The sequence below is a fragment of the Streptomyces sp. NPDC040545 genome, from assembly GCF_055595065.1.
In genome coordinates this window covers 288,033-312,367 of the sequence record NZ_JBVIWA010000006.1, presented here as the reverse complement: position 1 = coordinate 312,367, position 24,335 = coordinate 288,033, and the positions used below count along the sequence as shown (strand labels likewise).

The following is a 24,335-nucleotide window of genomic DNA, read 5'->3' as shown; positions in this document are numbered from 1 at the left end:
CGCTGCGCTCCTCGTCGGTACGGGCTCTGCGTGGCATCGTCCCGGCACGGCTCCGCGGTCGGACTTCACGCCTCGGCCGGTGCATCCAGTCGGCAGTGGACATCGACGATGCCCTCGACGGAGCGGGTGAGGCGTTCGGCCAGGGGGATCAGGTTGCCGTCGCGGACCTGGCCGGTCAGCGTGGCGATCCCCTGGGCCACGGTGACCTTGACCGCTTCGTGGGAGACGGGGAAGAGGCGTTCGACGACGGTTCGGCGGATCTTGGTGGCGAGTTCTTCGTCTGTGCGGAGGAAGACCTTGAGGAGGTCGGCGCGGCTGACGATGCCCTTGAGGGTGCCGTCGGCGTCGACGACCGGGAGGCGCTTGATGTGCCGGTCGGCCATGAGGCGGGCGGCCTGAGGCAGGGTGGCGTCGGGGCGGATCGTGACGGCCGGGGTGGTCATCATATTCTCGGCGCGGATGGAGCCCGCCTTGGCGGTGTCGCCGAGGCGGCGCATCTGCTCGATCAGGCCCGGGCGGTGCTCGTGGAACTCCTCCTTGGGCAGGAGATCGGCCTCGGAGACCACGCCGACGACGTGGCCCTCGCCCTCGATGACGGGTAGGGCGGTCACCTCTCGGGGCGCAGCTCGGGCGAGTGCGCCCGGACGGCGTCGCGGTAGACGTCCAGGGCGGCCAGGGCCATGGGGCTGTCGACGTACACGGGCACGTGGCGGGGCAGGGAGCCGTCGCTGCGCAGGGTGGCCAGCTCGTGCAGGACGACCTCGGTGCGGTCGATCGCGAAGGCGGGGATGACCACGGTCCCGCCGCGGGACAGCGTCCGCGTGATCACCGAGGCGAATTCGCGCTGTGCGCTTTCGTGGTCGTGGCGGCGGTTGCCGTACGTCGACTCCATCAGCAGGACGTCGGCGCCGGAGAACGGCTCGGGCGGCAGGAGGAGAGGGTGGCCGGGGCGGCCGAGGTCGCCGCTGACGGCGAGGGTGTGGCTGTCCTCCAGGGTCAGGTGCGACCAGGCGGAGCCGAGGATGTGACCGCCGTGGTGCAGCATCAACTTCGTGCCGGCCATGATCTCGACCTCGCTACCCACCGGTACCGGGTCGAAGTACTTGATCGTCTGGTCGACGTCGTCATCGTCGTAGAGCGGCTTGGCGGGGCGGTGCTTGGACCAGCCGTGCTGGTTGGCGTGCTCGGCGGCTTCCATCTGGAGGCGGGCGCTGTCGCGGAGCACGATTTCGGCGAGCCGGGCGGTGTGGGCGCTGGTGAGGATGGGGCCGCGGAACCCGTGTCGGACCAGTCGCGGCAGGTAGCCGCAGTGGTCCAGATGTGCGTGGGTCACGACGACGGCGTGGATGTCTGAGGCGTCGCAGGGCAGCTTGCCCCAGTTGCGACGGCGCAGGTCCGCGACACCCTGGAAGAGTCCGCAGTCGACGAGGATCCGGGCGTGGTCGCTCTCGACCAGGAACTTGCTGCCGGTCACCGTCCGCACCCCGCCGAGGAACCTCAGCAGGGCCGGGCGGGCGGAAGCAGGAGACGGGGCTGGCTGGGACATGGCAGCAGCCCTCCTTCCGGAACGGGTGCCGGTCTCCACCGTCGCACCGGAGCGCCCTGTCCGCTGGGGACCTACCGGCCCCGGATGGGGGCCGACCGGCCCAAGCGGGACGGAGGGATGCGGGCACAGCCTGATGGTGACCCCTCCCGCACAGCACACAGAGAGAAGGCCGCGCCATGAAGGCTCTCGTCTTCCACGGGCCCGGACAGACCTCCTGGCAGGACGTCCCGGACCCCTCCGTCAAGGACGCGGCCGACGCGATCGTCCGGGTCGACGCCGTCACCATCTGCGGCACCGACCTGCACATCATCAAGGGCGACGTCCCCGAAGTGACACCCGGCCGCATCCTGGGCCACGAGGCCGTCGGGACCATCGTCGAGACCGGCGGTGACGTCCGCAGCGTCCGCCCCGGCGACCGCGTCCTGATCTCCTGCATCTCCGCGTGCGGCCGCTGCCGCTTCTGCCGCGAAGGACACTACGGCCAGTGCCGAGGAGGCGGCGGCTGGGTCCTGGGCCACACCATCGACGGCACCCAGGCCGAATACGTACGCGTCCCCTTCGCCGACCTCTCCGTCCACCCCCTTCCCAGCGCTCTGGCAAGCCACGAGGCGGTCCTGCTCGCGGACATCTTCCCCACCTCGTACGAGGTGGGCGTCCTCAACGGCGCCGTGCGCCCCGGCGACACGGTCGTCGTGGTCGGTGCCGGACCCATCGGGCTGGCCGCCATCGCCACGGCACAGCTCTACAGCCCGTTCCGTATCGTCGCCGTCGACCTCGCGGCCTCCCGCCTCGCAGCCGCACGGGATCTGGGGGCCGATGCGACCGTCAGCGCGCAGGAGGAGCCAGAGCAGCTGGTGGAGGACCTCACGGACGGGCTCGGCGCGGATGTCGTCATCGAGGCCGTCGGTGTGCCCGAGTCGTTCGAGATGTGCACCCGCATGGTCCGTCCGGGCGGACGCGTCGCCAACATCGGCGTCCACGGCAAGCCCGCCGTCCTCCATCTCGAAGACCTGTGGATCAAGGACGTCACCATCACCACCGGTCTCGTCGACACCTCATCCACGCCCATGCTGCTGCGCATGATGGCCGCCGGCCGCCTCCCTGGCACCGCGATGGTCACCCACCGTTTCGAGCTGGACGAGATGGAAGAGGCGTACGACGTCTTCTCGCGCGCCGGCGAAACCGGCGCCCTCAAGGTCGTGCTCGGCGGACCGCAGCACGACACGGTCGCCGTACCGCCCCAGGAGCAGTGAGTGCCGTGAAGAGCACACCGAGCACCCACCCGCAGCAGTCCGGCGAGACGACCGGACGCACCGACCTGGGCCGCCGCCTGGCGGCCCGCCGCGAAGCCCTCGGCCTGAGCCGCACGAACTGGGCCGGCGGTGCGGGGCCGACGGCACGTACATCGCCTACCTCGAGGAGCACGCCGCCAGTCCTGCCATCGGCACCCTCGTCCGGGTGGCCGACGCCCTCGGCCTCACCGTCGACGACCTGACCGGAGCCAGCGCCCACCGCGTCGCCGGCCGAGCCACCGCCCGGCGCGACAGTACGCTCGTACCGCTGGACGAGACCGAATGCCAGCGGCTGCTGAACACGCACGGCGTCGGTCGCATCGCCATCTTCACCCCCGACGGCCCGGCCGTCCTCCCCGTCAACTACCTCGTCACAGGACCCGACATCGCCTTCCGCACCTCCGCGGAAGCCGTCACGGCAAGAGCGGCGGGTACCGAGGTCGCCTTCGAGATCGACAACATCGACGACGTGACCGCCACAGGTTGGAGCGTGCTGGCCGTGGGCGAACTCGCAGCCGTTACGGACCAGCACGAAATCCAGCACCTCAACACCACGGCCCGCTCACAACCTTGGGCCGGTGGCCCGCGCAGCCACTGGATGAAGCTCACCCCCGTCCGGATCACCGGCCGCCGAGTGGTGCACGACTCATGAGCGACCTGCGCGCGGTCGTCTTCGACACCGACGGGGTGCTCCTCGCACGGCGGACCGCCACGCGGCCGCCTGGAAGGAGACCTTCGACGGCTGCCTGCCCGAGTGGCAGCCGTCGTACGCCGGGGTACGACCGCGTCCGTTCGACGCCGTGCGCGAGTACCGGGACCTGGTCCACGGCAGGTCCCGCCTCGACGGCGTGCGCGCCTTCCTCGGCGCCCGTCACATCGGCCTCCCGCCAGGAACGCCCGGGGATCCGCCCGGGTGCGCCACCGTCTACGCGGTCGCCGCCCGCAAGGAGGAGGTCTTCTCCGCGATGCTGCGGACCGACGGCGTCCGCACCTTCGACGACGTACGGCCCGCGCTCCAGCGACTACGGGAGATGGAGGTGCGATGCGCAGCCGTCTCGGCTTCGCGGCACGCCCGCTCCCTCTCGGAGTCCGCAGAGCTCATCGGCTACTTCGACGCCCTCGTGGATGGCCAGGACGCGGCCGCACTCGCCCTTCCGGGCAAACCCGACCCTGCCCTCTTCCTCGAAGCTGCCGGCCGTCTCGGCGCGCCCCCGCTCACACCGCCGTGGTGGAGGACGCACTCGCCGGCGTCGAAGCGGGACACCAAGGCCGTTTCCGGTTGGTGGTGGGACTCAACCGCGAAGCCGACCCGCACATGAGGGACGCCCTGCGCGCACACGGCGCCCACCTCGTGCTCCCCGACCTCGGCGGGCTGCCCGCCGCACTCGAAGGCGACCGCCCGTGACCACGGCCTGGTGCTGGGAGTACCCCCACTACGACCCCAAGGCCGAGCGGCTGGTCGAGTCCCTGTGTGCCCTGGGCAACGGCCGCTTCGCCACCCGCGGTTCAGCGCCCGAGAGCATCGCCGACGATATCCACTACCCGGGCACCTACCTGGCAGGCTGCTACAACCGGCTCGCCTCCACCATCGGCGGACGAACGGTCTCCAACGAGGACATGGTCCGGCTGCCGGACTGGACCGCCCTGGGGTACCGCTGCCTGCCCGCGGGTGCACCGCCCGGCGACTGGCTCACACCCGACCACCCGACCCTGCGCCACAGCCACGTGTCGCTGGACCTCCGTGCTGGGACGCTTACCCGCCGCATGCTCTTCCACGACGCCGAAGGTCGCCGCTTGGGCGTCACCCACACCCGCCTCGTCCACATGGGCGACCCGAACCTGGCTGCGCAGAACACAGCCACCACCGCTACACAAACACTCATCCTGCCGATCAAGCGGGCTGCCCCGGTCGTCGTCGTGAAGACCGCCGCCCTGTGCACCTCGCTCGACCGCCCCTCGGCCGACCCGCTGCGGCGGAGCATCGACTGCGCCACACACGCCCCCGACTTCCCCTCCCTGCTGGCCTCCCACCGCGCATCCTGGCAACGCCTCTGGAGCGAAGGAGAGTTGAAGGTTCCCGGCGAGACCGGCAAGGTTCTGCGGCTGCACGCCTTTCACGTGCTGCAGACCCTCTCGCCGCACACCGCGGAGCTCGACGCCGGCGTGCTCGCGGCCGTAGCCCTGAACTTGGCAGCGACCGTCACGGTCGCGGTGGGGGTGCAGCTGTCGCCGGGCATCCACCGGGCGGTGCCGATCGGCGGAGTGTTCGCCGCCGGGGTCATGGGCCTCGGCTTCGCCCTGTGCCTGATCGGGCCGGCGATGGCCGTATCGGCGGCGGGACGACGGCGGGCCCAGGTGGTCGGCGCGACCATCGCGATCGGAGCCGTGGGATTCGCCGTCAACTTCATCGCTCTGGCATGGGCCCCGGCAGCCCTGCTGAGGTTCCTGAGCCCGTTCCACTATTACGCCCCGGGCGACGCCTTGGCCAAAGGCGCCGTGCTCTGGCCCCAGCTCGGGATCCTTGTCGGAGCGGGAGTGCTGGGCATCCTGCTGGCTCACCTCCTGCTCCAACGCCGAGACCTCGCGCCGTGAGCGCAGCTGCGGTCGAGAGGCCGGAGCAGCGGCCGACCCCGTGCCCGAGTCCGCGGTGGCCTCAATACGGCCAGGACCAGTCCGCGACCTCCGGGAGGTCGGTGCCGTGCTCGCGGATCCAGTCGTGGTGGCGGATGCGCTGGTCGGCCATGGCCTGACGCAGCCCCTCGGCCCGGCCGGCCAGGCCCGGGACGCGATCGATGACGTCCATCACGAGCCGGTACCGGTCCATGTCGTTGCGCACGACCATGTCGAAGGGGGTGGTCGTCGTGCCGGACTCCTTGTACCCGCGCACATGCAGATTCGGGTGGCCGGTGCGGCGGTAGGCCAGCCGGTGGATGAGCCACGGATAGCCGTGGTAAGCGAAGATCACCGGCTTGTCGGTGGTGAAGAGCGCGTCGTACTCGGCGTCCGTCATGCCGTGGGGGTGTTCCTCGTGGGGCATGAGCCGGGCGATGTCGACGACGTTGACGACCCGGACGGCCAGCGAGGGGAGGTGCTCGCGGAGCAGAGCCGCTGCGGCCAGCACCTCCATGGTGGGCACGTCACCGGCGCAGGCGAGTACGACGTCCGGTTCGCGGGAGCCGTGGTCGGTTCCCGCCCACTCCCAGACGCCGGCACCGCGCGTCACGTGGGTGCGGGCCTCGTCGATCGGCATCCAGTCGAAGCAGGGCTGCTTGCCGGCGACGATCACGTTGACCTGATCGCGGCTGCTCAGGGCGTGATCGGCCACGGCGAGGAGGGTGTTGGCATCCGGCGGCAGGTAGACCCGTACGACCTCGGGGCTCTTGGTGAGGACGTGGTCGACGAATCCGGGGTCCTGGTGGGAGAAGCCGTTGTTGTCCTGGCGCCAGACGTGCGAGGTGAGCAGGTAGTTGAGAGATGCGATCGGGCCCCGCCAGGACAACTCGCGCGATGCCTTCAGCCACTTGATGTGCTGGCCGACCATGGAGTCGACGATGTGCGCGAAGGCCTCGTACGTGGAGAAGAGTCCGTGGCGGCCGGTGAGGAGATAGCCCTCCAGCCAGCCCTGGCAGACGTGTTCGGACAGGATCTCCATGACCCGGCCGTCGCGGGACAGGTTGCGGTCCGTCGCCTCCGTCATGCCTTGCCAGGCTTTGCCGGTGGCGTCGTACAGGTCGTCCAGCCGGTTGGAGGCGGTCTCGTCCGGTCCGACGACCCTGAAGTCCCGCCGCTCGGCGGTGTCGCGCATGATCCGGGTCAGGAAGCGCCCGAGGACGCGGGTCGGTTCGTGGAGACGGCGGCCTCGCTTGTCGACAGGGACGGCGTAGGTGTCGAGAGCGGGCAGCGGGAGGGGCCGCAGCAGCCGGCCACCGTTCGCGTACGGAACGGCGCCCAGGCGGTGATCGCCCTGCGGGAGACAGGCGAGGACCTGCTCGGTGGGGTGCCCGTCGGCGTCGAAGAGCTCCTGCGGCCGGTACGAGCGCAGCCAGTCCTCCAGCTGCTTCAGGTGCGCCGGGTTCTCGCGTACCCCGGCCAGTGGGACCTGGTGAGCCCGCCACGTGCCCTCTACCGGGTCGCCGTCGACGGTCGCGGGGCCGGTCCAGCCCTTGGGGGTGCGCAGCACGATCATCGGCCAGCGTGCGCGCTCGCGCTGCGTGCCGGTACCCGCTGTCCGGGCTTCCTGCTGAATGAGCGCGATGCGGTCCACGGCGTGGTCCACGGCGCGGGCCATGGCGTGATGGACCTGGGCGGGGTCGCTGCCGGTCACGTACAGCGGATCGTGCCCGTATCCGCGCAGCAGCGCATCGAGCTCGTCCTCGGGGATCCGGGACAGCACCGTCGGATTGGCGATCTTGTAGCCGTTGAGGTGCAGGATCGGCAGGACCGCGCCGTCGTGGACCGGGTCGAGGAACTTGTTCGAGTGCCAGGACGCGGCCAGCGGCCCCGTCTCGGCCTCGCCGTCCCCGATGACGCAGGCGACCAGCAGGCCGGGGTGGTCGAAGGCGGCTCCGTAGGCGTGGGCGAGGGCGTAACCGAGCTCGCCGCCCTCGTGGATGGAGCCGGGCGTCTCGGGGGCCACGTGGCTCGGCACGCCACCGGGAAAGGAGAACTGCCGGAACAGTTTGGCCATGCCGGCCGCGTCCCGCGTGATGTCCGGGTAGGTCTCGGTGTACGTGCCTTCCAGCCAGGAGTTGGCAAGGACGGCAGGGCCGCCGTGGCCCGGACCCCAGACGCACAGGGCGTCCAGCGACCGGCCCTTGATCACGCGGTTGAGGTGGGTGTGGACGAGGTTCAGGCCGGGAGAGGTGCCCCAGTGGCCGAGCAGTCGCGGCTTGATGTGCTCGGGCCTCAGCGGCTCGGTGAGCAGGGGGTTGTCCATGAGGTAGATCTGGCCGACTGCCAAGTAGTTGGCGGCGCGCCAGTGCGCGTCGAGCTCCGAAATGGGGTACGAGGTCATGCCCGCTCCTGAGTACGACGGTCCGGGACGTTCGTCGACTGAGCCGACGCCTTCACACTGCCCTCCCCGCGTCGGCGCCGCGAGGGGAGGACCGGCCCTGCGGGAGGGACCGTTGGCCCCTGTGTGCCACCGTGCCCGACCGGGAGGGTGGGGGCAGCGGTGCCGGTCACCCCCGGCCGGCGCCGCTCCCCTGACGACCGACCGCGATGCCTGGCATCGGCACGGAGGACAGACTCGTGAAGCGCACCCTGGTTGCCGGAGTGGACGGATCCCCGCAGAGTCGGGACGCGGCGGACTGGGCCGCACAAGAGGCCGTACGGCGCGACCTGCCCCTGCACGTGGTCCACGCCTGGCCGTGGCAGCCGCACCCCGGCCCGGTCGCCCAGGACCGCGGCACCGAAGCCCGTCGCGCCGACGACGTCCTGAAGGAGGTCGAGGGCGAGCTCACCCACCGGTACCCGGGGCTGGACCTCACCGCGGAAGTGCTGTCCGACGCGCCCGTGCCGGCTCTGCTGCACGCCGCCAAGGACGCGGAGTTGCTGGTCATCGGTTCTCGCGGGCAGGGAGCCCTGGTCGGGTTCCTGCTGGGCTCCTACGGTCGGCAGGTGATCGCCGCCGCCGAGTGCCCCGTCGTCTCCGTACGCTCCGCGCACGGCAGGCCGGCGGCCGTGCCGGAGGAGGGCGAGGTCGTCGTCGGACAGCAGGGCGGCGTGGAGGAGTCCGCCGGGGTACTGCGCGTCGCCTTCGAGGCGGCCGCGGCACGCAAGGCGCCGCTCCGTGCGGTCCGCGCCTGGAGCCTGCCCCCGGTCTACGGGTACAGCCCCGGGTCGATGTGGATCGCCGACCAGTTCGGTGGCCTGGAGCCGTACGAGAAGGCCGCGCTGGAGCAGGCGCTGGAGCCGTGGCGGCTGAAGTACCCGGAGATCGAAGTCGTCGCGCATGTGGAGCAGGGCAGCGGCGGCCAGGTGTTGCTCACCGCCGCGTCGGACGCGCAGCTGCTCGTCGTGGGCCGCCGGATCCGCGAATCGGCGGTGGGGTCCCACATCGGATCCGTGGGCCATGCCGTCCTGCACCACTCGCTCTGCCCTGTCGCGGTGGTCCCGCACGCCTGACCCGGCCCGGATCAGGCGGGAGGGCCGGGCACGCGACGGTACGGTGTGCTCGGCCGCCGGCTATTCCGTGGTCGGGACGGGGTGCTGGCTCGGCGGGATCAGCGTATGGCTGGCGATCACGGCGGCTTGGACGCGTCGCTCCACACCCAGCTTGGTGAACAGGCGCGAGATGATGTTCTTGACGGTCTTCTCTGCGAGGTACATCCGTTTGCCGATCTCCCGGTTGGTGAGACCCTCGCTGACCAGGACGAGGATCTCCTTCTCCCGGTCGGTGAAGCCGGGCAGACCCGGGACCTGTTCCTCCTTGGGCACATCACCGCGCATGCGGGCCATCAGCCGGGTCGTGGCTCCGGGATCGAGCATGGAGTCGCCGGCCGCTACTGTGCGGACGGCGGTGACCAGGTCGGTTCCGGTGATCTGCTTCAGCACGTAACCGGAGGCGCCCGCCATCACGGCGTCCAGCAGGGCTTCCTCGTCGTCGAACGAGGTGAGCATCAGGCAGGCCAACTCGGGCATCCGCGAGCGCAGCTCACGGCACACGCTCACGCCGTCGCCGTCCTGGAGCCGTACGTCGAGGACCGCCACCTGAGGGCGCAGCGCGGGGATGCGGATCAGGGCCTGTGCCGCCGTGCCCGCCTCACCGACCACGTTCAGGTCGGGCTCCGCGTCCAGCAGGTCGTGCACCCCTCGACGTACGACTTCGTGGTCGTCGAGGAGGAAGACCGTGATCGGCGTCCTGGTGGGGGAGGGGGCACCGCTGTCGGTCATGACGCAACTCCTTCGCCTGGTTCGTCCTGGGAGGACGAACTCCGGCATCCTGCCCGTCGAAGGGGCCGGACGGCCAGGGCCGACCGGCCCTCATCCGGCCCCTTTTCCGCCCGATGGGGCATGAGGAGAAGAGGACCTTCGGCCCTGCGCGGGGGGCATGTGGACCTTCCCCGGGCCGGTCTGCGGGCGGTGAGCTGGTGTCGCACGGGGAAAGGCGCGGCTCGACGGTGAGTCGCACGCAGAGCGGAGATTCCATGACGACCACCTTGATCGATCTGAGGGCGGCGGTGAGGAACGACGGCGAGGTGCGCGTCACCCTGGCAGGAGAACTGGACTTCCACACGGCCGGGCAGGTGGAACCCCGCCTCACCGCCCTCGCCTCATCCGGTCACCGCAGCCTCGTCCTCGACCTGTCCGGGATCTCCTTCTGCGACAGCGCCGGCATCGACCTCTTCCTGCGGGTGCACCACCGCTGCCAGTCGGCCGGAACCCGGCTCCGGCTGATTGACGTGCCGCCCCTGCTGGCCAAGTCGATGCGGACGCTCGGCGCCCACCGGGTGCTGCGGCTCGCGGCGGCCTGACCATGGCGTCGTCCGGAACCGGGGCCCGGTTCGGGACCGGGGCCCGGTTCGGGACCGTTGGACCCTGGTTCTCGTGGTGAACGAGACAGATGCCGACGAGCCGGAAGCCGCAAGGACCGATCGCTACCGGATGAAGGTGCGCAGCATGGACGAGGGCGGCGGCATACGGCGCACCGACGGGCAGGATGGCGAAATGACGGCTACCCGACGCATGCGCGAGCTCGACAGGGCCGAGGCGCTCAGGCTGGTGGCCACGGTGTCCCTCGGTCGCATCGTCTTCACGCAGCACGCGCTCCCCGCCGTCCGCCCGGTCAACCATCTCGTCGAGGGCGAGGACATCATCGTGCGGATCCACGACGACGGGGCACTCGCCTCCCTCGTGGGGCCGGCCGGTGTCCCCGGTGTGGTCGTGGCCTACGAAGCGGACGCCATCGATCCCGTCACCCACCTCGGCTGGAGCGTCGTCGTCACCGGCTATGCGTGCCCGGTGGCCGACGCCGAGGAGGCGGCCCGGTTCGCTTCCGTGCTGCGTCCCTGGGTGGGACGCCCCATGACCCGGGCCCTGCGGATCCGCCCCGACCTCGTGACCGGATTCCGGCTGGAGGCGGAGCGGACGCTGCCGGAGCCGGCTGCCCGGCATTGATCGCGTCGGTGCCGTCAGCTCCCGGTGGGGAGCGGCGCCCGCCAGACGAGCCGGCTGCCCCCCTCGTCGGGGGCGTCCATGGTGAAGGACCCGCCCAGCCTCCGCGCCCGGTCGTCGAGGTTGCGCAGACCGCTCCTGCGGCCCCGGGCCGGGATGCCCCTGCCGTTGTCGGAGACCGTCAGGACGACCTCGCCCGGGTCCGCCTTGAGGGCCACTGCGACCCGGGTCGCGCCCGCGTGGCGCGCGGCGTTGCTCAGGAGCTCGCCCAGCGCCGCCATGACGTGATCGGCGACCTCGCAGGGGACGTCCGTGTCGAGCAGCCCCTCCATGCTCAGCCGCGGCGGATGGCCGAGGGTGGTGGCCGCCTCGCCGACGGCCCGGGCGGCGCGGGCCCGCAAACCTGGTCCGCTCTCACGGTCCTTGGTGCGCAGACCGAAGATCGTCGAACGGATGATCTTGATGGTTTCGTCCAGGTCGTCGACCGCACGGCTGACGCGTTCGGCGGCCCCTTCGTGCTCGATGAGGCGTGCGGCGCTCTGGAGGGTCATTCCGGTGGCGAAGAGCCGCTGGATGGCCAGGTCGTGCAGGTCCCGTGCGATCCGGTCGCGTTCCTCCAGCAGTGCTATCTGCTCCGCGTCCCGGCGACGCTCCGCCAGCTCCAAGGCGATCGCCGCCTGACCCGCGAAGGCGACGAGCGGCTCGAGCTCGTTCTCGCCGAAGACGCGCTCGCCGACCGGGCGTGCGAGCAGCAGTACGCCCCTGCTCTCCCCGCCGGCAGTGCCCAACGGGACCGCGACGGCGGGACCCAGCCCGCCCTGTATCTGAGAATCGGCCGGGTAGCGGTCGTCGTCCGAGGCGTGCACGACCGTGACGGGTTGCCCGGTCCGGTGCGCGGTCCCCGAGAGGGTTTCCGTGAGGGGGAGGACGAGTCCTTGCCTGGCCTTGCTGTCCGCACCGGCCGCGAACTCCACGAACAACCCCTCGACACCGGGAACCGGCATGGAGATGTCCGCGATCCGAGCCCCCGTGATCTCCCGGGCCCGCAGGGCGATGAGCTCCAGCACCGCCGGACGGGAACTGCCCGACAGCAGGCTCTCGGTGATCTCCGCGTTGGCCTTCAGCCACCGCTGCTGACGCTGTGACCCCTCGTAGAGACGGGCGTTGTCGATCGCCACACCCGCCGCCACCGAGAGGGTGGAGATCACCGTCTCGTCCTCGGTGTCGAAATCGACTCCGCTCCGCTTGTCGGTCAGATAGAGATTCCCGAACACCTGGTCCCGCACCCGGATCGGTACGCCGAGGAAGGTGCGCATGGGCGGGTGGTGCGGCGGAAACCCGTACGACGAGGAGTGGGCACCGAGATCGGTGAGGCGCAGGGGCTTCGGGTGGTGGATGACCTCTCCGAGCAGGCCGTGACCGGCCGGCAGGGGACCGATTTCGGCGATGGCCTCCTCGTCGAGCCCCACGGTCAGGAACTGCGACAGAGTGCGGCCGTCGGGGCCGATGACCCCGAGCGCCCCGTAGTCGGCGTCCACGAGCAGGGCCGCCGCCTCCACGATGCGGCGCAGCACCTGGGCCAGATCCAGCTCGCGGCCCACCGAGACGACGGCCTCCAGGAGGCTGTGCACCCGGTCCCGGGTGCCGCGCACGGCGTCGATGCGTACTTGGAGCTCGTCGAGCAGCTCGTCCAGCCGCAAACGGGGCACTTGCGTCAACGGATCCCCCACACTCACGTGATTCCCCTTCACTGCCCGCCCCGTTCGGAGCCAGCGTATCGACGGCGCGGCCTTGCGGGGCGGGGAGCGGCGGGCCCGGGGTTGCCGCTGCAGGGCCGGATGCGCGAGTGGGAACGCCGACAGGTCGAGCGGGTCACGACACGCCGAGGCAAGATCGATCTGCAGGCGGCGACCGCCGTGACGCCAGCACTCCGCCAGGCGCAGGGCTTCGAGCCGGCTCGCCGGCTCCTGCCCGGGCGGTCCAGGTGCGGGCGTACCCGATCCGTACCGGCCCGCTCGGTGCGGGGCACGGGCACGATCGCGAGTGCGGGGCCCTGCTTCCGCGCGGCGCCGGGGAGCCGGTCGGCGTGGACGGGGATCTCCGGTTCCTCACGGGATGCAGGGACGAGGACGCAGCGCGGGGTGTGTTACCTCGCGGCGGTCTTCCCGCCACGGTGACGGAAGGCGCTGCCGGCGGACGTGGCAGAGTTCGGGCAGTCGTGAGGTTCTACCGCCTGTGCCGCCTGATCCGGCGTCAAACCCATGCGGGCAAGACTCTCGGACGCGCCTCGCACAACGTGCGGGTTTCAAGAGGGCTCTTGCGAACGACCTGCGGAAGCGAGATCACTCCGCGGGCTTTCGCAGAACTCTCACGGAGGGTCCTTCGTGAGAACGCCGAGGGCGCGCGCGCCGGTGGCCGCTCGGGGAGGCCGGGAACGCCCGCGGGCTCCCCGAGCGTGCGCACTTCGCTCAGACCATGGGCTCCGGGGTGATCTCAGTGATCAGGTCCTCGACGAGCCTCTTGATCTCGTCGCGGATCGGGCGGACGGCCTCCACGCCCTGGCCCGCCGGGTCTTCGGGTTTCCAGTCGGGGCAGCGCTTGCCCGGGAAGACGGGGCAGGTGGCCGCATCCCATGGTGATGCACACGTCCGAGGCCCTGACCGCGTCGATCGTGTGGACCTTCGGCGTTCGGGCGGACATGTCGATGCCGACCTAGCCCGTACGGGCCAGCTGACCTGGGTCACCCCGCCCGCCCCGCTACCTCGCCGACGACCTCGACGGCCGGGCGGCTCCTGTTCGACGCGGCCACCGTCCGCCGCCGAGCCCTCGACGAAGGCCGCAGCGACACCGGCGGCGTCGCGTCCCTCGGCGACATCGTCGCCGTACCCTCGGTCCGCGCCGCCCGCGACGCCGCCCGGCAGATCGCCGAACTCCTGCGCTGACGAACCGAGATGACAAGGGGTGTGCCGTGGCGGTCGACGACGAGGTGGTGCTTGCTGCCGGGGCGGGCGCGGTCGACCGGCGAAGGTCCGGTGTGAGCCTCCTTTGAGGGCTCTGATGTGCGAGGTGTCGATCGCCGCGTCATCCATGTCCAGCCACCCTGCCGCCCGCAGTTCCGCCAGGAGGACCTCGTACAGACGGGGCCACACCCCTGCTCGGTCCAGTCCCGAAGGCGCCGTCAGGCCGTCACACCACTGCAACCGACCCGCTCGACGGGAACATCACGCCAGCTCACTCTCTTGCACAGCACGTAAACGATGGCCCTCGACGCCGCATGATCGTCCACCGGCCGACGTCCCGGAGGGCATCAGGCACGAGATCAGCAGACACGCCCCCGTTCCTGCCGACGCCACACCCAACTGCCAAGCCCCTCAACGAATCTCATTCTGAAACCATGGTCACTGCAGTAGTTTCAGGGCCGCGGTCGCCAGTCGTTGAGCGGTCAGGTGCTGGTCGTCGGCCGGCAGGATGAGATGGCTGATGGTCATGCGGACGATGACGTCCGAGGCCAGCTCCACCGACTCTGTTCGCTGTTGTGGGTAGCGCGTGGCCAGCCAGCCCTGGACGAGGATTTGGCCGGCATCGAAGATGGGATCCGCTCGGGCGGTGAGGTAGGGCAGGAGGCTGTCGGAGCCCTTTCGGGCAGCCGTGGTGACGGCCCTTATGAGGGGCTGATTGTCGGCCTCCTGAAGTACGTGCAGGATGGCCATCCGCAGGCAGTCATGGGAGTCGGGCACGCCGGGATAGAGGGCATCGGCCACCCCCGTCAGAAACTGTCGGGTTTCGAGGACCACCAGCGCACGGCCCAGGCCGGCACGGTTGCCGAACTCCTTGTACACGGAAGGGCGCGACACTTCGGCCCGGGCCGCGACGGCCGACAGGCTGACCTGGTCCCAGCCGGCTTCGCACGTGAGGTCGCGAGCGGCGTCCAACACGCGCTCCCTCATCTGTTTGCGCCAGGCAACGCGCGGGGGGTCCGGTACCGGCCCACCGGTGAGTGTCGCCGCTTCGATCCGGTGCATTGCCGCCGCCATCCCTTGATCTTCGCAGGAAATCCCGGTTTTCAGACCGGGCGGGCGCACGGGGGTGCCGACCCCGGGGGAAGGGTCGGCACCACGTCTTGGCCACCCGGAGTGATCCGGTGGGATCAGGAACGCTTGCGCCGTGCTATGAAGAGGAGGCCGCCGCCGAGGGCGAGGACCACCGCCGCGATGCCGAGCGGGAGCACCGGGCTGGAGCCGCCCGTCTCTGCGAGCGGACCGCTTGCGCTGTGCGGCTTCAGCCCGGAGCCGCCATCGGTGCCGTCGCCGGCTTGCACGCCCGGTGAGCCGGCGGGGTCACTTCCGGCGGACTGGCCGCTCCCGGCGGTGGCGTCACCTTGCCGGCCGGGGGAGGTGACGTCGGAGGCATTTCCCGCGACACCACTGCTCTTGGCGCCGAAGCCGTAGGCGCCCCGGTCGGGCGCCCCGCCAGGCCGGCGGGCTCCGGTGAAGTCGGTGGTGACGGCGGCGAACGGCGCACCCGAGCCAGCGGCGGGGGAGCCCTCGCTCAGCCGGAAGTCCGCGTCCGCTCCGGTGCCCGCCCTGACGAACTTCGGATCGGCGATGACATCGTTCGGGCCCTTGACCTCGGGGGCCTTACCGCCGAAGTAGATGTTGTAGTCGTAGGTCACATCCACATTCCGGGACTTGCTGTTCGTCGCTTGCCCCGGCCGGCCGTACGCGATGTTGTTGAGCAGCCGCACGTCGGTACTGTCATGCGCGAAGATGTTGGCATAGCTATCCATGCGGGTGCTGCGCCCGTTCGCGTAGGCCGTGTTGTGGACGATGTCGACGTGCTGGCTCCTGTAGGAGTGGATGCCGGAGCCGCCGTTGTCGTACGCGAGGTTGTTGGCGACCAGCACGCGTCCGCTGTAGGCGGGGTGATCGGCGTCGCCCTTGAGGGTGTCGATGATGATGCCGTTGCCGTCCGAGTAGCAGCCGCACTTCTCCCATTTGATCTTGGTCTCGTTGTCGTGGACGCGATTGCCGGTGATGCGGATCTTGTACGTCCCGGCGTCGCCGCCACCCACGTCGCGCGGGGTGAGGACGGAGATGCCGCTGGTTGCGTACACCGCGTACCAGGAGGTCCCGAACACGTGGTTGCCGGAGATGGTCACGTGGTCGGAGTCGATGGCCGATATGCCGCCGCCGGCGCAACCGTGCACCTCGTTGCCGGTCACCTCGACGTGGTGCGACAGCGCACCCGTGGACCGGTCCTTTTCCACGGAGACGCAGTTGGTGTTGTAGGTGGGGTCGCCCTTCTTCGATTCCCGTTCGGCTCCGGCCAGGGTGAGGGCCGCGTTGTTGCCCTTGATCTCGAGGTTTTTGATGGAGATGTAGGAGGCGCCGTGGACGCTGATGCCGTTCCACGCCTTCACCGGGTGGATCACCGGATGGTGGCCGGGATGAGCGGTGAAGGTGACGGGGGCGCCGGGGAGGCCGGAGCGCTTGATGGTCAGCACGTTCGACCCCTCCGAACGCTCGGAGTAGGTGCCGTTCATGATCGAGACGGTGTCGCCCGGCCCGACGCTGTCCGCGGCCTTCTGGAGGGTCCGGAAGGGAGCTCCGGTGGACGTGCCCGAGTTGCTGTCGTTGCCGCTGGGGCTGACGAAGTACGTGCGGGCCGCGGCGTGTGCCGTACCGGCTCCCACGGTGGCGAGGCCGAGCGGGGCGGATGAGGCGAGCAGTGCTGTGGTCAGGGCGAGCGTGCGCGTGCGTTTCACTGTTGCCTGGTCTCCCAGTTTGTCCTGGCGAAGCGATGGGTGCCCTCCGTCGGTCGTAGCCGAAGCGCGAGGGGCGCGCGCAAAGGACGCATGTGGTCCGAATCGCGGCGCCGGGACGAGGAGCCCGGGCTGTGAACCCCGGGACGTTCCGCTCCCAAGTCCGCTGTGAGGGGGGTGAGTTGCGTGAGTGACAGTTCCAGACCCGAAAAATGAAAACAACCCCGGACTGGCTGTAAACGTTCTGACAGCACGTCATGCAGCTGTCCTCCGTATGGATGACGCTGTGGAGAGCGCAGGCCGCCCGGCAGGCGCCCGTTCTCGCCGTACCGCTGGAGCAGGTTCCCGAGGAGACGTCGTCGGCCCATCAGTTCCCTCACCTCGTGGAGCGACTGTGGACGCAACTCCTCCCAGGCCAGGGCCGCGAGGCTTTGAGGTGTCTTGCGTGTGCCCGGGCGACGGACCAGGCCGCGGTCATCCCGTCGACTGTCCTTGCGGACCGGCGTCCGTTCGCTCCCGGCGGCTCCACCCCGGCTGGCTACCACCACAGCGACCCGCAACGGCTACGAGTGGCCTACCTGCTCAATTACTGGGCTTCGGCGCTTGATCCGGCTGTCGGTGCGCATGCCCGTCTATTGGCGGTTCAATGTGCGCTGCGCGCTTCCCGTGCAGGTGGCGTCCGGCTTCCCGTAGGTCTCCTGCGCGGCATGGGTGTGTACGGCAGCAGGAGCCCCTGGAGGGAGCTCGAGTTCGAGGGCTGGCTGCAATGGTGCGGACATCGTCCGACGAACGACCGCAGATCAAGGGTGGAAGCGCCCGTACTCGACGGGGTGGCACTCGTGCAGATCCCGGCCCGCATCGACCCTGCCCGCGCTGCTGACTGGGCCTTGCGCACGACGGCGGGCGCAAGGCGGTTGGGGGCATCCCCCTTGGAAGAGCTCCTCCTTCTCGTACTCGCGGCTCATGTACCGCCCGGGGCGAGGACGGGTGCAGCCGAGGTCGAGCAACTGGCCCGATGCTGCGCGCTTCCCGCAGTGTCGTTCCCGCATGCGCTGCGCTCACTTCACGGGAAGGGAGCGGCCACGTCGTGGTCGATCACCTTGGACATGGAGGACGTGAACTGGTCGCCACCGACCCGGCCGGCAGTGCCGTAGCGCGGCTCGGAGTACCGGGGCCGCTCGCCCGGTCGCAAGCCATCGCGAGTGCGTCCGCGTATCGGCTCATACGCGTCAGGAGCTCGAGGCGCGCACCTCTTCGGCTCGCGGGTGTCATCAGCTGGTTGTGGCGTACGTAGGCGACGGGAGCGACCAGGTCCCTTGTTCCCGGTACGGCTTCGGGGTTGAGGTAGTTGTTGAGCTCCAGCCACTCCGTCTCGAAGCACGCGACGGCCTCGCACACGGTCTCCGTCTTGCCTTGGGCCCCGCCGCCGTTGACCATCACACCTGTTCGGGTACCGGCTTTGTGACTGAAGGCCCTCAGGCGGCCGAAGCAGCGTTCGACCACGTTGCGGGCCTTGTAGAGCTCGCGGTCGAAGGCCGGCGGTCTGCCGCCCGCCTGCCCGCGCCGCAGGCGGTTGGCCTTCTGGTCCGCCCGCTCCGGGATCACCGTGCGGATGCCCCGCCTGCGCAGGACCTGGCGGATCGCGCGGGACGAGTACGGCTTGTCCGCGATGACCGCGTCGGGCTTGCAGCGGGGCCGTCCGGAGCCGGCCCGGGGCACCCTCAGCTCCGCCAGGACGGCGTCCAAGACGGTCGAGTCGTTGACATTGCCGGGCGAGACGACGACGGCCAGGGGCAGGCCTCGGCCATCGCAGGCGAGGTGGACCTTGGTGGTCAGCCCGCCGCGGGACCGGCCGAGCGCTTCGCCAGCCGCCTCGCGTGCCGGATCTTCCACTTCGTCCCCCCGCCGCCGCCCCTTTTTGCGGGCGCCGGTGGCGTGCTGATGAGCCCGGCTGATCGTGGAGTCGACCGACACCGTCCACTCCACAGCTGCGACACAGTCGTCCCGGACCTGGACCTGCTCACGCAGGCGAGCCCAGGTGCCGTCCGTCTCCCAGCGGGCGAACCGCTCATAGGCCGTTTGCCACGGCCCGTGGCGTTCCGGCAGGTCGCGCCATGGGGCACCGGTCCGCAACCGCCACAGCACCCCGTTGATCACCTGCCGGTGATCCCGCCACGGCCGCCCACGACCGTCAACCCCCGGCAGCAGAGGTGCTATCCGCTCCCACGCCGTATCCGTCAGCTCACCACGACCCACCACAAGATCAATTATCAGCTACAGCCCGCCGCCGCTGAAGACCGCCCGGCCGCGAGGGACCGCCGGCCGTGACCGGGCATCATGTCGCCATGATCCAGAACGACAGGCATGCGCCCGAGGCGCTTCCGCAGCATCCGGACGTCACCGAGGCGATCGTCCGGGAGCGACGCCTCCACGACCCCTCCGTTCGCCTCTCCGGCCCCATCGCCGAAGCCCTCTTCGACCCCGCTTTCATCGAGGTCGGCGCCTCCGGGCGGCGGTGGACGCATACGGAGATGGTCGCTGCCCTGTCCACGCTCCACGGCGGCGCCGAGAGCAGCACCCCCATCACCGCAGAGCGCTTCGAGGGCACGGTCCTCGCCCCCGGGATCGTCCACCTCACCTACGAGACCCGCATCGAGGACCGGCATGCCCGCCGTTCGTCGATCTGGCGCCGTGACGCCGCCGGGGAGTTCCGGCTCTACTACCACCAGGCCACGCCGGTGCCGGACGGGACGGCACGGCCGTAGGGTCCGTCCTGGGGCCTGTCTGCCCCTTCCCGTCGGGTCCGGCTCGCCCGGCCTGACCCGACGCGGATTGTCAGACAGGCCCTAGCTTGATCTTTAACCTGTGCGGCGTGGTCGAGGGGTCGTCGACTTCTTGTTCCGGGACGTGACGGTGCCCGTCTTGCGGGGCGTGTGGACGTCGTGGCGTGGGGTGGGCCGGGTGTTCTTTCGGCCGGGTGGTCGTGGGGGGCCGGGGCGGGTGGGTTTCGGTGCCCGAGCCGGGCAGGCGGCTGTCGGGCGGATGTGCCGAAAATCGCGGCGGACCCGGGCGGGCGTCAGTCTGTCCGCGGGAACGGGCCTTTCCCAGGGACGGCGCCGGTCGGCCGCCAGCGGCCGGGCCAGTCGCAGTTGGGTGTAGGCGGCGAGGATCAGCCAGGTCCAGCGGTCGGCCGCCTCGGGGGTGCGGATCTTCGGGCAGGTCCAGCCGAGGGTCTGTTTGAACAGGCGGAAGGTGTGCTCGATGTCGAAGCGCCGCAGGTATGCCTGCCAGAGCCGGTTGGTGTCGGCGGCGTCCGCGTCGGTGCCGGACCACCACAGCCAGACCGGCTTCGGGGTGGCTCCGCTGGGCAGGTGCTCGATGTCCAGGCCGTGTGTGACGAAGAACCATGGTTGGCACCAAAGAAGCTCCGTTGGCATCGAGGCCGGGGATCGGTTCTGCCCGAGGGCGGGCTTTCTCGAGGGACACGGAGTTACGGGCGGGACCGCGTCGGCTAGGACTTGTCCGGGCGATCACGTTCGTAGCCAGATGACGAGGGCTGCCGCTGTCGCGGTGCCGAGGAAGACGTAGCCGCGCTTGTCGTAGCGAGTGGCGACCGCCCGGTGCTGCTTCAAGCGGTTGATCGCTCGTTCGACGGTGTTGCGCTTCTTGTACCGCTCTTCGTCGAAGCCCGGTGGCCGTCCGCCGCGTGAGCCTTTGCGCAGGCGGGCGGCCCGGCTGTCGGTCTTCTCCGGGATCGTGTGCCGGATGCCCCGGCGCCGGAGGTACTCGCGGCACGGCCCGTTGCTGTAGGCCTTGTCCGCCGCGACGCTGTCCGGCTTCTTGCGAGGCCGGCCCGGACCCGGCGTCGGGACACGGATCTTCTCCAGTACCGGCTTGAACTGCGTGCAGTCCGCCCGCTGACCTGGTGTGACGACCAGCGACAGAGGGCGGCAGCATCCGTCCGCGCTCAGGTGGAGCTTGCTGGTGAACCCGCCCCGCGAGCGGCCCAGGCCCTCACCTCCCGCACCACCTCCACCAGGCGGCTGTGCAGGCTCTGCCACGCGGTTTCGCCCTGATGTTCTGTCGGCGCGGCCCCCTTTGAGGCGGGTGCCGGTGGCGGGTCGGTGCGGGCACCAGCGGCGTGCTGATGAGCCCGCACGATCGTGGAGTCGACCGAGACCTCCCCGTCGATCTCACCCGCCGCGTCGGCTGCGGCCTGGACCTGCTGGAGCAGACGCTCCCACGTCCCGTCGGCCGACCACAGCCGGTGGCGTTCGTGCACTCGTACCCGCCGGTCGGCCATGGCCATGCACTCCCTCGGCCGCCCGCCTGTCTCACCGTCCACCGGCCCGTACCTCATTCCGTCATTGCGAGAGAAACTGCACGAGCTTCTGGATCGCGTGTGTCTCGGGGTGGTCGGAGCCCAGAACACGCTCACAATCTGCGGCGAGACCTGCTGCCAGCGGGGCGGCGTCAGCCAATCGGCCTTCGGCCGCGACAGAATAGGCGTGGAAGAAACGGCTCTTGAGCGTCGCAGGGTGGTCCGGGCCGAGTACTCGGGCACTGTCAGCGGCGAGATCGGCCGCCAGGCGACCGGCCTCGCCGTACTCACCCGCGCCCGCAAGACAGGCGGTGTGAAGGCGCCGGCCCTTGAGTGTGTCGGGGTGGTCGGCGCCGAGGATTCGGCTTTGGTCCGCAGCCAGGCCGGCCGCCAGACGAGCGGCCTCGAGGTGTTCACCGGCATCGTTGAGACACTCCACCTGCAAGAAGCGACTACTGAGCACACTGGGGTGATCGGCGCCGAGGATCCGGCTCTGATCCACAACCAGACCGGCGAACAGTCGGGCAGCTTCGGCATGGTCCCCTGCGACACCCACGCAGGCAGCCTGCAGGTTCCGGCTTGTCAGCGTATCGGGGTGGTCCGGGCCGAGTGCTCGGGCACTGTCAGCGGCGAGATCGGCCGCCAGGCGACCGGCCTCGCCGTACTCACCCGCGCCCGCAAGACAGGTGGTGTGAAGGCGCCGGCCCTTGAGTGTGTCGGGGTGGTCGGCGCCGAGGATTCGGCTTTGGTCCGCAGCCAGGCCGGCCGCCAGACGAGCGGCCTCAAGGTGTTCACCGGCATCGTCGAGGCAATCCGCATGCGTAAAGCGACTACTGAGCACACTGGGGTGATCGGCGCCGAGGATCCGGCTCTGATCCACAACCAGACCGGCGAACAGTCGGGCAGCTTCGGCGTGGTCCCCTGCGACACCCACGCAGGCAGCCTGCAGGTTCCGGCTTGTCAGCGTATCGGGGTGGTCCGGGCCGAGTGCTCGGGCACTGTCAGCGGCGAGATCGGCCGCCAGGCGACCGGCCTCGCCGTACTCACCCGCGCTCGCAAGACAGGTGGTGTGAAGGCGCCGGCCCTTCAGTGTGTCGGGGTGGTCGGCGCCGAGAATCCGGGCACTGTCAGCAGCAAGCTCAGCGCCCAGACGGATGGCCTCGGCGTGCTCACCGGCATCGTTGAGACACTCCACCTGCAAGAAGCGACTACTGAGCACACTGGGATGATCGGCGCCGAGGATCCGGCCTTGATCCACAACCAGACCGGCGAAGAGGCGAGCGGCTTTGCTGTACTCACCATTCATACCCACGCAGGCAGCCTGGACGGCCCGGCTCAGAAGCGTAACGGAGTGGTCAGGGCCCATGATGCGGGCACTGTCAGCGGCAAGACCAGCCACCAGATGACCGGCTTCCACATATTCCCCGCCGCTCGCCAGACAACCGGCATGCAGCTGCCGGCTTTTCAACGTCTCGGGGTGGTCAGGTCCCAGAATCCGGGCTTGGTCGGCAGCGAGGCCGCCCGTCAGGCGGGCGGCCTCGACATGCTCACCGGCATCGTTGACGTAACCTGCGTGCAGGAACCGACGCTGGAGCGTCGAGGGGTGGTCCGGGCCGAGAACCCGATCTTGATCCACAACGAGCTCGGCGAGCAGGCGGGCAGCTTCAGCGTGCTCAGCGTTCAGGTCGACGCAGAAAGCCTGAACGGTCCGACATGCGAACGTATCCGGGTGGTCAGGGCCAAGGATTCGGGCACTGTCGGCGACGAGCTCGGCGGCCAGACGGACCGCTTCGCCATGCTCACCGGTTTTGGCGAGACACCGGATACGAAGCTGCCTGCTCGTAAGGGTGTCGGGATGGTCCGGACCCAGAATCCGGGCACTGTCGGGGACAAGGTCCCTGGCCAGGCGAGCGGCCTCGGCATGTTCACCGGCGTCGTTGAGACAGTCTGCGTGCCAGAAGCGGCTCTTCAGCACATCCGGGTGGTCGGGACCCAGAATGCGAGCCTGATCTGTGGCGACGCCGACTGCCAGACGGGCCGCCTCGGCATGATCACCAGTGATATTGAGGGAGGTGACTTGGAGGTTCCGGCTTGTGAGGGTGTCTGGGTGGTCGGGGCCCAGGATCCGGGCATGGTCGGCGACGATCCTGGCTGCCATACGAGCAGCCTCAACATGATCACCAACGGCATTCAGGCATATGACCTGAAAGCTCTGGCTTTTCAAGGTCCGAGGGTGGTCCGGCCCCAGAACCCCCGAATGGGCGGCGGCGATGCCGGCTGCCATACGAGCAGCCTCGGCATGATCACCAGCAGCAGCCAGACACGCGGCTTCAACATTCCTGCTCAGCAGCGTATCCGGGTGCTCAGGGCCCAGAATGCGGGTGCAGGCGGCTACAACGCCGGATGCCAGACGTGCAGCCTCGGCAAATCTACCGGCAAAACCGTGGCATGCGACTTCAATGTGCCGGCTGCTTAGGGTTCGAGGGTGCTCGGGACCCAGAACTCGCACGCAGTCACCGGCGACGCTGACCGCCAGACGGACAGCTTCCACAGTTTCGCCGGCTTTGCCCAGCCACCACGCGTGGGTGATACGGCTGCTAAGGGCGTCAGGATGCTCGGGGCCCAGAACTCGGACGCAGTCGGCGGCGACGCGGGCTGCCAGACGGGCGGCTTCGGCTTGTTTACCAGCCTCCCCCAAACAGCTGGCTTGAAGGGTCCGGCTGGTGAGGGTGCAAGGGTGTTCGGGGCCCAGGATCCGGGCATGGTCCGCAGCGACCTCGGTCGCCAGACGAGCGGCTTCGGCGAGTCCACCCGCCTCGCCCAACCACCGGGCGTGGGTCTGGCGGCTTGCGAGGGTGTCGGAGTGCTCCGGCCCCAGGATCCGGTCGTGATCAGCAGCAGCGCCGGCCGCCAGGCGTGCGGCTTCGGCGTATTTACCTGTGGCACCCAGGCACTCTGCCTGGAGCATGCGGCTGATGAGGGTGCGGGGGTGCTCGGGGCCCAGGACCCGGGCATGGTCGGCAACAACGTTGGCAGCCAGACGCGAAGCCTCGCCCAGCTCACCCGCCTGGCCGAGCCACAGGGCATGGGTGTGGCGGCTCGCGAGGGTGTCGGGATGTTCCGGACCGAGGACGCGAGCCTGTTCCGCAGCCGCCTTCGCCGCCAGGTGGGCGGCCTCGGCGTATTTGCCCGTCACGCCCAGGCAGTCTGCTTGGAGCCTGAGGCTCGTGAGGGTGCGGCGGTGCTCCGGCCCCAGGATCCGGGCATGGTCCGCAGTCACCCTGGCTGCCAGGCGGGCGG

General features: G+C 70.0%; 16 protein-coding genes and 5 pseudogenes. 9 read left to right on the top strand and 12 right to left on the bottom strand.

Going from position 1 to position 24,335, the window contains the following annotated elements:
• Positions 1-65: 65 nt before the first annotated feature.
• Together ACZ573_RS15555 and ACZ573_RS15550 are read right to left on the bottom strand one after the other, a co-directional pair.
• Positions 66-611: a CBS domain-containing protein gene (locus ACZ573_RS15555; protein WP_471303900.1), complete on the bottom strand. Its 546-nt coding sequence runs from the start codon at positions 609-611 to the stop codon at positions 66-68.
• The gene (locus tag ACZ573_RS15550; protein ID WP_471303898.1) at positions 608-1,546 is read right to left on the bottom strand and encodes an MBL fold metallo-hydrolase; all 939 of its coding nucleotides are present in this window, start codon (positions 1,544-1,546) and stop codon (positions 608-610) included. Before ACZ573_RS15550 ends, ACZ573_RS15555 begins: the two co-directional genes overlap by 4 nt.
• Positions 1,547-1,722: 176 nt before the next feature.
• On the opposite strand from ACZ573_RS15550, the gene ACZ573_RS15545 reads away from it, so the two are divergent.
• From ACZ573_RS15545 to ACZ573_RS15530, 4 genes are all read left to right on the top strand, one after another.
• On the top strand, positions 1,723-2,799 hold the full coding sequence (locus ACZ573_RS15545) for a zinc-dependent alcohol dehydrogenase family protein (RefSeq protein ID WP_471303896.1): 1,077 nt from the start codon (positions 1,723-1,725) through the stop codon (positions 2,797-2,799).
• A gap of 205 nt (positions 2,800-3,004) precedes the next feature.
• Complete coding sequence (locus ACZ573_RS15540) at positions 3,005-3,490, top strand: pyridoxamine 5'-phosphate oxidase family protein (RefSeq protein WP_471303893.1); 486 nt, start codon at positions 3,005-3,007, stop codon at positions 3,488-3,490.
• A gap of 148 nt (positions 3,491-3,638) precedes the next feature.
• The gene (locus ACZ573_RS15535; protein WP_471303891.1) at positions 3,639-4,157 is read left to right on the top strand and encodes an HAD family hydrolase; all 519 of its coding nucleotides are present in this window, start codon (positions 3,639-3,641) and stop codon (positions 4,155-4,157) included.
• Between the two features lie 82 nt (positions 4,158-4,239).
• A complete protein-coding gene (locus tag ACZ573_RS15530; RefSeq protein ID WP_471303888.1) occupies positions 4,240-5,430 on the top strand; it encodes a hypothetical protein in 1,191 nt (396 codons plus the stop codon).
• Between the two features lie 61 nt (positions 5,431-5,491).
• Here ACZ573_RS15530 and ACZ573_RS15525 read toward each other — a convergent pair whose 3' ends face one another.
• Entirely contained in the window at positions 5,492-7,852 is a 2,361-nt protein-coding gene (locus ACZ573_RS15525) for a phosphoketolase family protein (protein WP_471303886.1), read from the bottom strand.
• 236 nt (positions 7,853-8,088) lie between these two features.
• Here ACZ573_RS15525 and ACZ573_RS15520 point away from each other — a divergent pair, with 236 nt between their 5' ends.
• On the top strand, positions 8,089-8,964 hold the full coding sequence (locus ACZ573_RS15520) for a universal stress protein (protein ID WP_471303884.1): 876 nt from the start codon (positions 8,089-8,091) through the stop codon (positions 8,962-8,964).
• 60 nt (positions 8,965-9,024) lie between these two features.
• Here the strand turns inward: ACZ573_RS15520 and ACZ573_RS15515 are convergent, their stop codons facing one another.
• Positions 9,025-9,732: a response regulator gene (locus tag ACZ573_RS15515; protein WP_471303882.1), complete on the bottom strand. Its 708-nt coding sequence runs from the start codon at positions 9,730-9,732 to the stop codon at positions 9,025-9,027.
• Between the two features lie 254 nt (positions 9,733-9,986).
• Between ACZ573_RS15515 and ACZ573_RS15510 the strand changes: the two genes are divergently transcribed.
• Both ACZ573_RS15510 and ACZ573_RS15505 read left to right on the top strand, forming a co-directional pair.
• Positions 9,987-10,313: an STAS domain-containing protein gene (locus ACZ573_RS15510; protein WP_471303880.1), complete on the top strand. Its 327-nt coding sequence runs from the start codon at positions 9,987-9,989 to the stop codon at positions 10,311-10,313.
• 193 nt (positions 10,314-10,506) lie between these two features.
• The gene (locus ACZ573_RS15505) at positions 10,507-10,956 is read left to right on the top strand and encodes a pyridoxamine 5'-phosphate oxidase family protein (RefSeq protein ID WP_471303877.1); all 450 of its coding nucleotides are present in this window, start codon (positions 10,507-10,509) and stop codon (positions 10,954-10,956) included.
• 14 nt (positions 10,957-10,970) lie between these two features.
• Here the strand turns inward: ACZ573_RS15505 and ACZ573_RS15500 are convergent, their stop codons facing one another.
• Both ACZ573_RS15500 and ACZ573_RS15495 read right to left on the bottom strand, forming a co-directional pair.
• Positions 10,971-12,683: a GAF domain-containing sensor histidine kinase gene (locus ACZ573_RS15500; protein ID WP_471304114.1), complete on the bottom strand. Its 1,713-nt coding sequence runs from the start codon at positions 12,681-12,683 to the stop codon at positions 10,971-10,973.
• A gap of 738 nt (positions 12,684-13,421) precedes the next feature.
• Positions 13,422-13,665: pseudogene (locus ACZ573_RS15495) on the bottom strand (low molecular weight phosphatase family protein); the annotation flags it as partial.
• Between ACZ573_RS15495 and ACZ573_RS15490 the strand changes: the two are divergent.
• A pseudogene (locus tag ACZ573_RS15490) lies at positions 13,642-13,865 on the top strand (pyridine nucleotide-disulfide oxidoreductase); the annotation flags it as partial. The pseudogenes ACZ573_RS15495 and ACZ573_RS15490 overlap by 24 nt on opposite strands.
• A 486-nt stretch (positions 13,866-14,351) precedes the next feature.
• Here the strand turns inward: ACZ573_RS15490 and ACZ573_RS15485 are convergent.
• The 3 genes and pseudogenes from ACZ573_RS15485 to ACZ573_RS15475 all read right to left on the bottom strand — a co-directional run.
• Positions 14,352-14,987, bottom strand: coding sequence for a TetR/AcrR family transcriptional regulator (locus ACZ573_RS15485; protein ID WP_471303876.1), 636 nt, complete (start codon positions 14,985-14,987; stop codon positions 14,352-14,354).
• Between the two features lie 113 nt (positions 14,988-15,100).
• A complete protein-coding gene (locus ACZ573_RS15480) occupies positions 15,101-16,717 on the bottom strand; it encodes a right-handed parallel beta-helix repeat-containing protein (protein ID WP_471303873.1) in 1,617 nt (538 codons plus the stop codon).
• Positions 16,718-18,181: 1,464 nt separating this feature from the next.
• Positions 18,182-18,973: pseudogene (locus ACZ573_RS15475) on the bottom strand (IS5 family transposase); the annotation flags it as partial.
• Positions 18,974-19,059: 86 nt separating this feature from the next.
• On the opposite strand from ACZ573_RS15475, the gene ACZ573_RS15470 reads away from it, so the two are divergent.
• Positions 19,060-19,479, top strand: coding sequence for a nuclear transport factor 2 family protein (locus tag ACZ573_RS15470; RefSeq protein ID WP_471303871.1), 420 nt, complete (start codon positions 19,060-19,062; stop codon positions 19,477-19,479).
• Between the two features lie 93 nt (positions 19,480-19,572).
• On the opposite strand, the pseudogene ACZ573_RS15465 reads toward ACZ573_RS15470, so the two are convergent.
• The 3 genes and pseudogenes from ACZ573_RS15465 to ACZ573_RS15455 form a co-directional block, all read right to left on the bottom strand.
• A pseudogene (locus ACZ573_RS15465) lies at positions 19,573-20,100 on the bottom strand (NF041680 family putative transposase); the annotation flags it as partial.
• A gap of 144 nt (positions 20,101-20,244) precedes the next feature.
• Positions 20,245-20,996 (bottom strand): annotated as a pseudogene (locus ACZ573_RS15460) (IS5 family transposase); the annotation flags it as partial.
• An 82-nt stretch (positions 20,997-21,078) separates the two neighbouring features.
• Positions 21,079-24,231, bottom strand: a complete 3,153-nt coding sequence (locus ACZ573_RS15455) for a tetratricopeptide repeat protein (RefSeq protein WP_471303869.1) — start codon at positions 24,229-24,231, stop codon at positions 21,079-21,081.
• Between the last annotated feature and the right edge of the window lie 104 nt (positions 24,232-24,335).